The organism is Nocardia sp. NPDC057272, from assembly GCF_042668615.1.
In the GTDB taxonomy this organism is placed as follows: domain Bacteria; phylum Actinomycetota; class Actinomycetes; order Mycobacteriales; family Mycobacteriaceae; genus Nocardia.
In genome coordinates, this window is the sequence record NZ_JBHUYK010000017.1 from 111,046 (window position 1) to 123,763 (window position 12,718).

Here is a 12,718-nt window from a genome sequence, read left to right on the forward strand (position 1 = left end):
GTGATTCCTCATCAGGTGTATCTCTTCGGATCGGGTCAGCGAATCGGTGCGCAGCCCTTGGCTTCGAATTCCGCCTTGGACGAGTACTTTCCATCCGGCAGGTAGGCGCTCATCACGGCCTTCTCGTCGCCGGGGGTCTTGGTGTCCTGGACCGCGTGCCCGAAACCCCTGGTCGGCAACATGTTCCGCAGGATCAGGTACGCGTCTTCGGGATGGCCCGCGCCGTCACCGTTGCTCGGCAGCGGCACCCACGCGACTCCACACGCTTCGGTGGCATTGGCCGGCCGGTCCTCGGGCAGGCTCGCGACGACGGTGTAGCGGCGAGCCGGGTCCAGAGGCACCTGCTCGTCGAACACGCATCCGGTCGCCCGGGTGGTGGCGAGGGATTCATTGCTGCACATCGACCAGTAGCGCATGTCGACGTCCGCGTCGGCGCTGGGCGCACTGTCGATCGTGCGCGGCGTGCGCGGCATGGTCCCCGTCAGCGTCAGTACCTGGCCGAAACCTCGGCTGACATAGGCGTTGACGTAGTTGTTGTCGATGTTGGAGTACTGTCCGCCGGTCCGGGCCGGGGTTCCCTCGCACTTGCCGAGATAGCTACAGCCGAGCCCGAATTGGGTGTTGTAGTACGTGCGCCACACCGGCTGCTCGACGGCGGGGAAGGTGGCGCGCTTGCCGGGGGCATCTCGCAGCGACAGATACTTGTCCATCGCCAGGACGTCGACCTTCGGGGTTGTCGTCGCCGCGCCGACCGTCTCGCACAGCTTGTCGCCGGTCACCACCTCACCGTTGGCCAGGCGCAGCTCCGTCGCGGCAGTCCGACCCCGCCGGTGATGTCGCGACCGTTGTCGGGCAGGTACAGGCGGTAGATGAGGGTGGTCCGCTCCTGGCCCGGAACTCCTGCGTAGAGGGTATTCGGTGCCGCGGCCGCGCCGGGCGCCTCGTTGCGGACGGTCGCCGTGTACGAGCGGTTGTCTTCACCAGTTCTGTCGGCGCCGGGCAGGTATGGATTCGCAGACCCGGCGTCGGGCGCGGTCGACACATCGTTGAGCGCGGCCGTCGGGGTGTTGTTGGTGACGTTGTAGGAGTTGAGCGACTGGTAGCGGGCGTGAGCGTACTCGCCCTTCACCGTCAGCTCGGCGCCCGCGGGAATCGCGAACTGCGCGGCCCAGTACAGCGCCCCGGAATCGGGGAACGCGTAGTTGAGTTCCTGGTTGGTCGTCGAGAACGTGGGGCCGAACCAGAAGCATGTCGATGTCTCGTGCTGTTGTCCACCGGGTTGGGCGGAGTCGACGTCTCCCTGATTCGACGAGGTCGTGCAGGCGGCGGCCATCGGCGCCAGCACGGTCAGCGCCGCGACGGCGGCGAACTTGGTGAGGGTAGACATCGAACTCCTTGTGACGCGGGTTACAGCGACTTCGGAGCAAACATAAGACCGAATGGGACATCTGTCAAGAATGTCCCAAAAGAAGCCAAGACGATAAATGTCCTGGCTGTTACAGTTTCTTCGTGAGTCCCGTACCACCCGAAGAGGAACTACCCTCCTTTCGTCGCCCCACCGCCGACGACGCCAGGACCGTGGCGGTGTGGCTGTTCCAGCAGGGCGAGCGCGTGGACATGAACACCGTCGCCGCACGTCTCGATATCGGTCGCTCCACCCTGTACCGATGGGTGGGCGACCGTGAAAAGCTCATCGACCACGCAATTCTCGAGTCGATCGGCCATATCTGGCAGCGCGCCCGACACGACGCACAAGGGGGCGGCATCGATCAAGCTCTCGATGCAGCCGCGCGATTCATGCACGGCTGCATCGACTATGAGCCACTCACCGCATTCGCCCGACGTGAGCCGAACCTCGCGCTACGCGTGCTCTTGGACCCCGACGGCCTGGTCAACTCGGCACTGCAAGCGAACCTGTTTCGCGCAACATCTTCTGCCGCACCACATCTCGCGATTCCGCCGGAAACCTTCGGCGTCCTGGCCATGACCGCGACCGCACTGGTCTGGGCGAATGTCGCCGCAGGCCGTGAGCCCGACATCACGGCGACCATCGGCATCATGCGAACGGTCCTGTCCGCGCACCAGCAAGCCCCGTGAGAAGGCGCGGTTTCCCACCCGTATGGCGAGGTGTCAGCGGTCAATCTTCCTGATCGCCGGGATCTCGTAGGTGCCGCTGAAGATCTCCGGTCTGGGGCTGTACATGCGCAACAACGGTCGGAAGCCCGCATGCGGGGTCGGTAGCCAGTTCGCACGGGCAACCGGATCGCTCGGTTCGTCGGCGCTGAGGGTGATGGTCAGCGACCCGTCGTCGGCGTACACCAGGCCAGGGGTGCGGTCACCGATCGAATAGCGGTCGATGGCATTGGCCACCAGATAGAACTCCGGCAGGTCGTACATCGTGATCGACCAGAACGCGTCCACCGGCGGCGTCTGGTCGAAGGTCAGCGTGTACGACCGACCGCCGTCGAGTTCGTCGCCGTCCGCGTCGAGGTAGACCGGCGCGTAGGCGGCTTCATATCCGTGGTTGCCCCAGAGGCCGCCCATCGCCGCGGCCGCTCGCAGCCCGATGGCCTTGTCCCGGTCGGCCATCCGCCATTCGGCCGTATTGATCGTGCCGACCTCGAAGAAGTCGTCGTTGTAATCGAAGATGTGGAACGGCTGATGCCACCCGTTGACGATCGTGTCGCCCGCACCGGACCGCAGCGCAGCCACCAGTTCGGCATGTCCGGCCTTCGCGCCCGCCACGAGTGCGCTCACCAATTCCGGGTCGGCGGCCGAATACGGTGAAGTTCCCGATTGCAGCAGACCAAGGGGCTCGAAGGTCGACTGCCGCGCAAGATCTTGTGTCGCAGGCGGATACGCCTGCAGGTACAGCCGCATTTTCTCCCAGAACATCAGCTCGTCCGACACTCGCGCATCGGCGACCGGCAGGCCAGGCGCAGGGTCCGGCGCGCCGACCGGGGTCAATGTCACCTGCTCTTGGAGCCGACGAACACGAGGCAGATCCGCCGCACCGTCACACGCCCAACGGCCCACGATCGACGCGATACGAGTGGGGAACCGGACGTGCGTGGCACCGGCAGGTGTCGGTCCCGCCCATTCGGGTGGGGTGAGCAGGTACCGGCCGGGTTCGGTGCCGGTGGCGCGCTTGCCGATATAAGCGAAGTTGTCGGTCCAGGCGTCCACGAATTGCAGCACGTAATAGGCACCGGCGGTATCGGGGACCTCGAGCAGCAGCGGTCCGTTCGTCAGGTCGAGTTGGGCCATCGAGTACACGGTGTCGTTGTTGATGGAGACAAAGGTGTCCTGCGGGCCGGCCAGCGTCTCGGCATGGCTGAAAGTATTGAACGGGGCGGCTCGATTGGCCCCGACCCCGGTGCTCACGTAGCGACGGACCTGGTCGAGGTTGAAGACGATCGGAAACCCGTACACCCATGCCTGGGTGGCCAGATCTTTCAAGGCGTTATTCACAAGAACCCTCCTCGGTGATCGCGACGTGTCCGTTCAGAGACCCTGAATACCTTTGTTGAGCTGCATGACGGCGATGAGGACCAGCAAGCCGGCGTTGAGTAGCTTCGTATTGGTGGCGATCCACTGTCGCAACGCCCGCAACGGCGCTTCGGCCCGATCCGGCATCACCACCAGCAATCCGACCGGTCCCGCGACCGAGCTCGCGGCAATCACGACGAACACCACGGCGACACCGAGCTGCACCGACGACGACGTCCCGCTCAACCGCAACGTCAGCGCCGCGACGATCGCACAGGAGACATCGATCGGGTTGAACACGAACAGAGCGAAGCCGAGCAGCATCGAGCGGGCCGCGGTGAAGTGTTCGACAGATTGCAGCATCTTCGGCAATTGCGGTGCGGCATCGGCGATTTGGCCGGGCTTGTGGGCTGCCGCCATCGCGTGCAGGCGTTTTCTTCCTCTGGCGTAGACGTACCACGCGCCGATCAGCAGCTCCGCGGCGAGCACCAGATGCAGGATCGACAACCACAGCGGCGGGTCGATCCGATCCGTGACATGCAGCGCCGCGAGAACTGCGTAGGCGCCGCCGGTAGCGACCACGATTCCGGCGACCCACCCGGCCAGATAGGCCACGCTGTTGGCACGGGCGTGCTGCGAAAACAGCACGGCCACCACGGCGATCACAGCGAGTGGGCTCATGACGATGCCGAGTGCGACAGGTATCAGCGAAAGCACCAGCGAGGTCATACCGCGCCTCTTTCGAGTAGTTCCGAGCGAACCCGAGCCGGGTCAGGTCGTCACCGCGACGATGTCGCCGAGTTCCCAGCTGCGATCGAAATACGGCTCGAGCGGCCCGTATAACCGGAAGTAGGAGAACCAGTGCTTGCCGGGGATCGTCTGGATCCAATTGGCCGTTCCGCTCCTCGGCGGTGTCGGACCGAAGAACACATCGACCGAACCGTCGTCGTTCACGACGAGGTCGGGGTCGCGCGAGCCTCGATCGCCGCGCTGCTGCTCGTTGTCGACGAGGCAGCGAGTCCAGGTGTCGTACACGGTGACCGACCAGAACAGTTTCGCCGGTGGGTCCGCGGGAATGTGCAGCGTGTAGGACTTGGCGCCGTCGAGCCAGTCCCCCTCGGCATCGGTATACGCGCCGAGATAGGCCTGGCCCACCCCCGGGGTCTGGCTCTTCATCGCTTCGGAGAAGCTGACCGCCTCGTAGAACCACGCGGCGCGTTCGAGCAGCTGGTCGTAGTACGGCCCACGCTGATCGGAATGATCGAGCTGCACGACCAGATCCCACTGCCGGTCGGGCCAGTACTTCGCGCCGGGGAAACGCTTGGCGAACGTATTCGCCTGCGCCATCAGCTCTCCGGCAGCGGTGGCGTCGGCCAGGATCGCTGCCATCCGCTCATCGGGCTCGAACGGCTTGTCCTTCTCGATCCCCAATTGCTTCAGCATGGCCAGGTAGAACCGGTCGCGTTCGTCGACGATCTCGCGTTGATAGATGTCGTGCAGGCGAACCCAATAGTCGAGGCCACGCGGCTGGTCCCCGGTCCACGGACGCCCCTGCGGCGAAATCAGCCGGGTCTGCGAGGCAGTGCCGTCGAGCGGCTGGATACGCACTTGCTCGACCAGGCTGCGCGCCTTGTCCGGGTTCGGATCCAAGGTCCGGAAGCCGAACATGATGTTGCGGCCCGTCGCGTGATGAACGAAGTAGTCGCCGTCGAGGTCGGGATCGTCGTGGCCGGGCGGAACGATCAGATGTTTGCCGCCACGGCCTTGATCGGGCCCCATCTCACCGAGAATGCCGAACTCCCGCTGCCAGAAGTCCGAGAATCCCCCCGCGGTATGGCCCGGCGGTACCTCGATCACCAACGGACCAGTGCTTCCGAGATCGATGAAGTTCAGGATGTACGGGGTGGTGCCGTTCGCGGTGATCAACCCGAGGCGGTCACGATAGGACACGTAATGCACCAGGTCGAAGTCACCGGCGCCGAACACCTCTCGATGCTGTGTCTGCCACTGCGCATAGGACACCAGCGGCAACGCCCACAGGTAGACCTGACAGGCCAGCTGATAGTCCAGTTCATCGAAGATCAGCGGAAGATCGGCACGTGCCGGTAGCTCACCGTCCATGCTCACCCGCGCCAAACGACCCGGCAGCGACGGATTCGCCATACTCGCCTCCTGTTGTCACGGAATATCGGGTGTTCGTAGTCTTTGGGATGCGACAGATTTGTCGCCGCCGGCGTTCTTCGACAGGATCACGAGGACGGCCGCGACAATGGGATCGGCGAGATCGCCACACCCACCGCCAGCGGAAGCAGATCACCGAGGACTGAGCCCATACGGCTCACGCTAGGCCGGGCATCTGGTACCGCGCGTCACACGTTATGGGTGATATTCGCCAGCGATGTCGTGTCGGCAGGGCAGACTGGTTCTCGTACGCGAGATGACCGGTGGCCACACGTTCCGTCACCGAGGCGCGCGGCTCGCGCCTCGGTATCGGCGATCACAGGTCGACGACGACTTGCCCTCTCGCGTGCGGTCGGTGCACAGCAGCATGTGCCGGGTTCGTCGAGGAACCGCACGGTCCCTCGGCCCTCGACGGCACCAAGGTCGACTGCACGGAATAGCGGCCAGGACGCCGACATCGGGAAGGGCCTGCCTCACCGAGGTCGCTCGGTGGAGTCAGGTCGGCTGTGGCTGCCAACCGGGACGTCGGAACAGGAAGCCGAGCTTGTCCGAGAATTTCGCCGCGTTCTCGACGTCCTGCCAGATCGCGACTATCTCGCGGGCATTGATCTTTGCGATGTTGTAGGTGTCGACGTTCTTGGTGAGGCCGTAGACCGCCTGCTCGCCCTCCGGTTCGAAGGAACCGAAGATGCGGTCCCAGATGATGAGCACGCCACCGTAGTTACGGTCGAGATATTCAGTGTTGGAGCCGTGGTGCACGCGGTGGTGGCTCGGCGTGTTGAACACGAATTCGACAGGCGCCCAGAGTTTGTCGATGGCCTCGGTGTGGATGCCGAACTGGTACAGCAGGTTGATCGCGTAGGAGGCGGCGATGATCCTGCCGTCGATTCCCGACAGTGCCAGTGGAGCAAGGAACGGCAGGGACGTGACCACCAGCCAGGGCGTCCGTAGTGCCGTGGTGAGGTTGAAATTCTCGCTCGAGTGATGCACGAGGTGAACCGACCAGAACACCCGGATTTCGTGGTGCGCGCGATGAAACCAGTAGTAGGCGAAGTCGACCCCGACCAGTGCGACAGCCCACGCGACCCAGCCCTCGAGGTGCCACGGCACCAGCGAGGAAACAGACGCGAAGATCGCGAGCTCCGCCAGCGCCCATGGAATGTTGAGGAGCTGGTACCCCACACCGGCGGCGATGGAGGTAGCCGAGTCACGGTAGTCGTACGGCTTGCCGTGACGCTTGATGTACCCGAACTCCGCCGCGACGGCGACAATGAAGACCGGAATTGCCAGCCAGATCAGCATGGTCGAGACATCCATGCCGGGCAACGCAGACGCAAGTCGGGGATCTTCTCCCGCCACACCTCGGTGGTCGACTTCATGCCGCTCATAGGTAAACCATCGTCCGGATCGGCGCGCCACACCAGGGACCCCAGGTGTGGCTGATGGCCACCTTCCGATATCGCGACCTGGATCAGGACGGCTTCGGCACGGCTTCCGGGACGCGCCTCATCCGGAACGAGTTGAACAACCCGACGAGACCGGCCAGGAGCGGAACCAGCAGCGCCACCTGCAGGGCGAAGGGCCGAGCCTCGGTGTTGATACGAACGATCTCGTCGCGGATCTGCGGAGGTTGGTCGACGAGCAGTTGCTCGAGCTGGGTGTTGCTCATGATCTCGGCGTCGTCCTCCAGCACCTGCGACACCTGCTGTTGCTGTGCCTGCGGGAGCACCGTGCTCGATTCCGTCATGCTCGTGAAGGTGATCGACAAGGTCGCCAGCATGATGGCTCCGGCGAACGCCAGCCCGAAGGACAACCCGAACGACCCGGCCGCCGAATTGACGCCGGCGGCTTCGCTGATCCGCTCCTCTTCGATCGGGGCCAGTGTGTAGTCGTTGAGCTGAGAGACCAGCAGACCCAACCCCGATCCCGCGATGATGAGGGGAACGATGAGCCCCCAGCCGAATTCCGCTCTGGGCACGATCGGGATGAGTACCACCGTCCCGAGGGTGAGGAGCACGAATCCCCACCGGATGATGGTGCTCGCCGGCCGATCCCCCGCGTATTTGCCCGCGAGCACCGCCACGGCGAACATGCTCAACGACAGGGGCGCGATGGACAGCCCGGCTTGCATCGCGTTGTACTCGAGCACCATCTGTAGATAGATCGGCAGGGCGATCATCGTGCCGCCGAGGGCGATCTGCTGCAGCATCTGTCCCGAGATGCCCAGCCGGAAGATCTTGGACCGGAACAGGTCCGGGTCGAGCAGTGTCGACTTTCCCGCGCGCTTGCGCCGGACCAGCCAATAGGCCAGACCGGCCAGCGCGACGGCGCCGACAGCCAGGAGCGCACCGACCGCTTCGCCGCCCTCCTGCCACACCAGGATGCCCAGCACGATTCCGCCCATGCCGAGAACCGACAGCGCCGCCCCGACCAGATCGACGCCGCGGGGGCCGGTGTAGGACACATCGCGGACGATGCCCATCCCGGACAGCACGATCGCGATGACGACCACCTCCAACACGAACCCGACGCGCCACGACAGGTAGGTGGTGATGAATCCGCCGAGCAGTGGGCCGACCGCGGCGGCGATCGCAGCCGCCGCGCCGACCAGGGCATAGACCTTCTTCTGCGCCGCTCCTTCGAAGTTGCCGTGGATCAGCGATTGCATCGCGGGCAGCAGCAGCGCCGCGCCGATCCCGCCGAGCACGGCCCAGAAGACGACGATCGCGATCAGGCTCTGCGCGAACGCCATCGCCGACGCCCCGACCGCGTAGCCGATCAGACCGAGCGCATAGGCCCGCTTGCGTCCGATCAGATCACCTACCTTTCCCCCGATCAGGATGAACGCGGCCGAAACCAGCGCCTCCAGCGCGATTGCCGCTTGGACCCCACTGACGGTCGTCTCGAGATCGCGAACCACCGCCGAGATCGACACGTTCATCAGCGATGTATCGACGACGAGCACGAACATCGCCATCGCCAGCAGCACCGCCAGCAGTCGTCGAGTGCCGCCGATCTGCCCCGCCGAATCGTTGCTCATCGAAACCCACCGTCCCGGCAGTCGTGGCGTACTCCTGGTAGATCGTTGTCAGACAGGTGCGTCGCGTTCGACCAACGCGGGCCGGGCCACCAGTTCCACTACCAGCAGGGCGGCCACCGCGACCAGCACGGTCACCACCACGACCACGCCCGACGGATACGGCCAGAACACCAGGGTCGTCACCGCGATCACGATGATGACCACCCGCAGCGGGATGCGGAACCGCGCGACCGCGGACTCGATCGGATACGGGGCCCGCCCGTCCGCGGGCACGCGCAGCGCGTCCAGCGCCCGAGCACCCGCGCCACGAACCGCGGCCGCGGACCCCGATGATCCGGTGAGGTATCCCACGACCGCGATCACCACGGCCAGCACGAACACCGCCCGCAAGGCGGTGCGCAGCGGAACCAGCACGGTGTCGATCAGCACCGTGGCCGCCTGCGCGGACAGCACGTCCGCCGGGACCGCCCCCAGATACCACGACCGGCCGAGAGCGATCGCCACGGCCAGCAGCGCCATCGCGATCGCGATGCTGACTCCGACCAGCGCAACGGCGCGTCGGCGTGCGCCGTTCGGCGCCACCCACACGGCACCGACGGCGACCAGCAGGGTCAGCCAGGGCAGCACCGCGGAGGCCTTGTCCAACGCCGAGGTCGCCCGCTGCGCCTTGACGAGTTCGGACGATTCGAACAGCACGAACGACTTGTCGACCGTGGGGACCTTGTCCGCGAACGCGAACCCCCGATCGATCAGCGCGGCGCGGACCCGGTCGACGATCGGGGCCAGCGAGATGCTGACAACGCCCTGATCGCTGACATCGACGCCGGGCCGGGTCTGCCCGGTGAGTACAGCGACCAGCGCCTGATGCGCCTGCTCGTTGGCCTGGATCCACAGGGCTTCGAACTGGTCGGAGGCGACGAACGATTCGACTGTCCGGTGCACGAACGACTCGGCCTGATCGGCGATCACCGGCGCGAGCCCGACCACGGCGGGTGGCACGCGGGGAGCGTCGTCGGTGATCGACCGCAGCGCGTCGGCGGTGATCGCCTCGACATCGAGGCGCGTCATCACCTCCTCGGTGATCTGATCGGTGAGTTCGCCCTGCAGCACCGGGTCCGACCCCAGCGACGCCATCGTCCGGACATAGCGGTCGGTGTCGAGGACCTCGTTGTGGGCGTAGCGGGCGAGGACCGCGGAAAAGGACAGGACGGCGACCAGCACGAGCAGGACCGCCGCACCCGTCCAGCGCAATTTCCGGTGACCGGAGGAACGTGTGCCGTCGACCGGAGCGGCGTTCGGCGATTCCGCGCCACGGGCGCTACGAAGTTCGGTCAGCTCCTGTCGCAGGCGCTGTAGTTCCGCACGCTCAGCCGCGTCGAGTGGCTCGCCGGCTCCGATTGAGGCATTCACAATGCTCCTTCGTTACAGCCCGAAGGCCGGCCGGGAGTTGCCGCTCCACGGCCGGATGTCTCGTCGTTCAGACCAACTCGGGAACGCGCAGATGGGCGAAGCCGAGTCTGAACTCCGCCACCTCGAGGACTTCGGCTCCCATGGTGCGGACCGCTTCGGCTCGCATGCGATCCACCAGGGGGCGGCTGTTGTCCAATTCCTCTCGGCTTGCCCAGACCGTGGATCCCACCCCTCGGCCGGTGTCGCGGTCGACGAACAGGCTGGCGCTGCGGAATCCTTCGATCTTCTCGAATTCCGGCAGCAAGCTGGACTTGAACGTGTGAATCGCCAAGTCGACTGCCGTCGGGTCGACCTGGATCCAGGTGCATCGGGTGCAGGCACTCGCGCCGGCCAGGTGATCGCGGTGCATGACCGCGACTTCCCATTCCTCGATGTGCTCGACCTGACCGTTGAGCGCTTCGGCCAAGCCGTCGCGCAGCGATCGGACGCGCATCCTGCTGTCGTGCAGGGCGTCCTCGGATTCCCACGCGGTCGTGGCGATGCATCGGCCTGTCGCCCTGTCCACCATCAGTGACATGCCGACCCACCCATCGATTTCGGGCATGTTCGGCATCACCGCATTGTGGAGGTATGCGATACCACGGTCGATCGACGACCGCTGGGCAGCGAATGTGCTGGAACGTGCGTACACGGGCCACCTCCTACTCCAGGAAGGGCGGCGCCCCGGTGGGCGCCACCGGACATATCCACTGTCCTCCGAAAAGGCCATCCACACAATGCGATGAATTCTCGGCACGACGGTCGAAATCAGGCAATATTCGACAGCGCGAAGGTATTGACATCGAGCAGATCCGGAGAAGACTGGACACATACCGGAACACCGGAATGAGCCGCACTGCCGATGAAGACGTTCGTCGACTGTAGTGACGTCATTTCAGGATCTGGCTAAGCCCCCGGCAAGCCAATCGAACACCGGAGTCGTCAGCGACGACTGAGCTCACGGATTCGATGGAGACTACCGGGGACTGTTCTGTTCACGGCCGATTTTCTCGGCAATGCAACGCATTCGAACGACGTCGCCGTGGGGAGACCCTCGCCTAGGCAAGAGTGATGTCGACGGGCACCGCGGTGCGCAATGTGTGCCCTACCGGCGAGCTGGACTGCACCTTCGTGTGCAGGTCCTCGAGCTGCTCCCGGGTGGCGTCCGAATCGATCGACACCGTCGCGGTGATGGATTCGAAGCCCGCGTGTCCCTGGGCGAGCCCGAGGAACACGTGCAGGTCGAGGTCGCCCTTCACATCGATGCGCAGATCGTCGATTCGGATACCGGCGATCGTGGCGTTGGCCGCGTAGCCGACCGCGAGGCAGTTGCCGAGGGCCGCGAGAAGTTGTTCGACGGGGTTGGGGGCGGTGTCGGCGCCGCCGAGAGCCGACGGTTCGTCCGACGGGATCGCCGCGAACTTGCGGACGCGCGCCTCCGAGGCGAACCCGCCCTTCCACCCGACATGCGCCGCCCAGGTTGTCTGCCCCTTGGCCGGATCGGCTCCGACAGCCGCCACGAGACCACCGACGGCGTCGATATCCACGTTGTTGAGTCGGGTATTGGCTTCGACGGTCATGAGAGTCTCCTTGGGGCAGCGAGCGGGAATACTCGAACCACCACAGGGTCCTCGCTACGGCCGCACTCCCAACAGGGTTTGCCGCACGATGAATCCAGCACCGGAGCGGTCAGTACTCGCCCTTGATGACGAAGTAGGAACCGCGAATAGTGCCCGCGAGCTTCGACTTCTGCCGTGCGAACTTGAACGAGTCGAGCTCCGCGGGTACTTCCATTCCGTCGCTCAGCTTGAACCCGACCGCCCGTTTCTTCGCATCGTCGATCGAGTACATCACGTTGATCGACAGGCCGCTTTCGTAGAAGACATAGGCCATACGAATGTTCTCGACCTGGAAAGCGGTAGCTTCGAGCGGGCGCGAGGCGATGACGATGTCACGTTCTTCCGCGAGTATCCGGCTCACCCAGTCGACGGCCTGCTTAGCCTCGTCGGCGGGCTCCACGGTGAAGACGTGGTCGTATTTGTTCTTGAAATACCTGGCCTCGTTCGCCCGCAATCCCGCGAGCGCGTCCGCGACCGGCGACGACTCCAATCCCTGGGCCGAAACGGTCGCGAAATCCACGATGTATGCCACGGCGAACTCCTCAGCGGGTACGGCCGGGTGCAGCCCGGCGAGCTGGCCGGGACCCATACTGCACCAGCACAACCCATCGCGCCCCCTGACAGGCCAGGGCGCGACGCGCGAATTCGCTGCGTCAGTGCGAGTAGTCGCGGAAGGTCATGACACCGCCGACCAGGACTACCACCACCGTGAGGATGTAGACGGTGACGCGAAACCAGGTCGGCCCGTAGTAACTGACCGCCATCGACGCGCCCAACGCTGCGAGAATCAGCACCACCCCGTAGAAGGGTGTGCGTTGCTCCCTGTCAACCATTCCTCCAGTGTCCGCCCACTGCGCCGCGGGTGCCAATGCCGATCTCGCCGATGACGGTTGCCGTGCCGCCGCGACACTTGTTTATACGTATACTTCTACGTATAGTC

The 12,718-nt window shown here is 64.9% G+C and carries 13 protein-coding genes and 1 pseudogene; 1 reads left to right on the top strand and 13 read right to left on the bottom strand.

Annotated elements, in window-relative coordinates:
* Window positions 1-35: 35 nt before the first annotated feature.
* Together ACFULV_RS22410 and ACFULV_RS22415 are read right to left on the bottom strand one after the other, a co-directional pair.
* Entirely contained in the window at window positions 36-779 is a 744-nt protein-coding gene (locus ACFULV_RS22410; RefSeq protein WP_378659579.1) for a hypothetical protein, read from the bottom strand.
* A complete protein-coding gene (locus ACFULV_RS22415) occupies window positions 776-1,387 on the bottom strand; it encodes a hypothetical protein (protein ID WP_378659582.1) in 612 nt (203 codons plus the stop codon). The genes ACFULV_RS22410 and ACFULV_RS22415 overlap by 4 nt, the downstream gene beginning before the upstream one ends.
* A gap of 122 nt (window positions 1,388-1,509) precedes the next feature.
* Between ACFULV_RS22415 and ACFULV_RS22420 the strand changes: the two genes are divergently transcribed.
* On the top strand, window positions 1,510-2,097 hold the full coding sequence (locus ACFULV_RS22420) for a QsdR family transcriptional regulator (RefSeq protein ID WP_378659585.1): 588 nt from the start codon (window positions 1,510-1,512) through the stop codon (window positions 2,095-2,097).
* 33 nt (window positions 2,098-2,130) lie between these two features.
* On the opposite strand, the gene ACFULV_RS22425 is transcribed toward ACFULV_RS22420, so the two are convergent.
* From ACFULV_RS22425 to ACFULV_RS22475, 11 genes and pseudogenes are all read right to left on the bottom strand, one after another.
* The gene (locus ACFULV_RS22425; protein ID WP_378659588.1) at window positions 2,131-3,471 is read right to left on the bottom strand and encodes a DUF1254 domain-containing protein; all 1,341 of its coding nucleotides are present in this window, start codon (window positions 3,469-3,471) and stop codon (window positions 2,131-2,133) included.
* Between the two features lie 33 nt (window positions 3,472-3,504).
* Window positions 3,505-4,218, bottom strand: coding sequence for a GAP family protein (locus ACFULV_RS22430; protein WP_378659591.1), 714 nt, complete (start codon window positions 4,216-4,218; stop codon window positions 3,505-3,507).
* Between the two features lie 42 nt (window positions 4,219-4,260).
* Window positions 4,261-5,652, bottom strand: coding sequence for a DUF1254 domain-containing protein (locus ACFULV_RS22435; protein ID WP_378659594.1), 1,392 nt, complete (start codon window positions 5,650-5,652; stop codon window positions 4,261-4,263).
* A 63-nt stretch (window positions 5,653-5,715) separates the two neighbouring features.
* Window positions 5,716-5,822: pseudogene (locus ACFULV_RS22440) on the bottom strand (GAP family protein); the annotation flags it as partial.
* A gap of 343 nt (window positions 5,823-6,165) precedes the next feature.
* Window positions 6,166-6,987: a sterol desaturase family protein gene (locus tag ACFULV_RS22445; protein ID WP_378659596.1), complete on the bottom strand. Its 822-nt coding sequence runs from the start codon at window positions 6,985-6,987 to the stop codon at window positions 6,166-6,168.
* A gap of 154 nt (window positions 6,988-7,141) precedes the next feature.
* Window positions 7,142-8,710, bottom strand: coding sequence for an MFS transporter (locus ACFULV_RS22450; RefSeq protein WP_378659599.1), 1,569 nt, complete (start codon window positions 8,708-8,710; stop codon window positions 7,142-7,144).
* 48 nt (window positions 8,711-8,758) lie between these two features.
* The gene (locus ACFULV_RS22455) at window positions 8,759-10,120 is read right to left on the bottom strand and encodes a hypothetical protein (RefSeq protein ID WP_378659601.1); all 1,362 of its coding nucleotides are present in this window, start codon (window positions 10,118-10,120) and stop codon (window positions 8,759-8,761) included.
* A gap of 67 nt (window positions 10,121-10,187) precedes the next feature.
* Window positions 10,188-10,724, bottom strand: coding sequence for a hypothetical protein (locus ACFULV_RS22460; protein ID WP_378659604.1), 537 nt, complete (start codon window positions 10,722-10,724; stop codon window positions 10,188-10,190).
* A gap of 493 nt (window positions 10,725-11,217) precedes the next feature.
* Complete coding sequence (locus ACFULV_RS22465; protein ID WP_378659607.1) at window positions 11,218-11,739, bottom strand: OsmC family protein; 522 nt, start codon at window positions 11,737-11,739, stop codon at window positions 11,218-11,220.
* Window positions 11,740-11,848: 109 nt separating this feature from the next.
* Window positions 11,849-12,310 (bottom strand): phage tail protein, encoded by a 462-nt coding sequence (locus tag ACFULV_RS22470; RefSeq protein ID WP_378659610.1) that lies wholly within the window; start codon window positions 12,308-12,310, stop codon window positions 11,849-11,851.
* A 121-nt stretch (window positions 12,311-12,431) separates the two neighbouring features.
* Window positions 12,432-12,611, bottom strand: coding sequence for a hypothetical protein (locus tag ACFULV_RS22475; RefSeq protein ID WP_101464077.1), 180 nt, complete (start codon window positions 12,609-12,611; stop codon window positions 12,432-12,434).
* Window positions 12,612-12,718 lie beyond the last annotated feature (107 nt).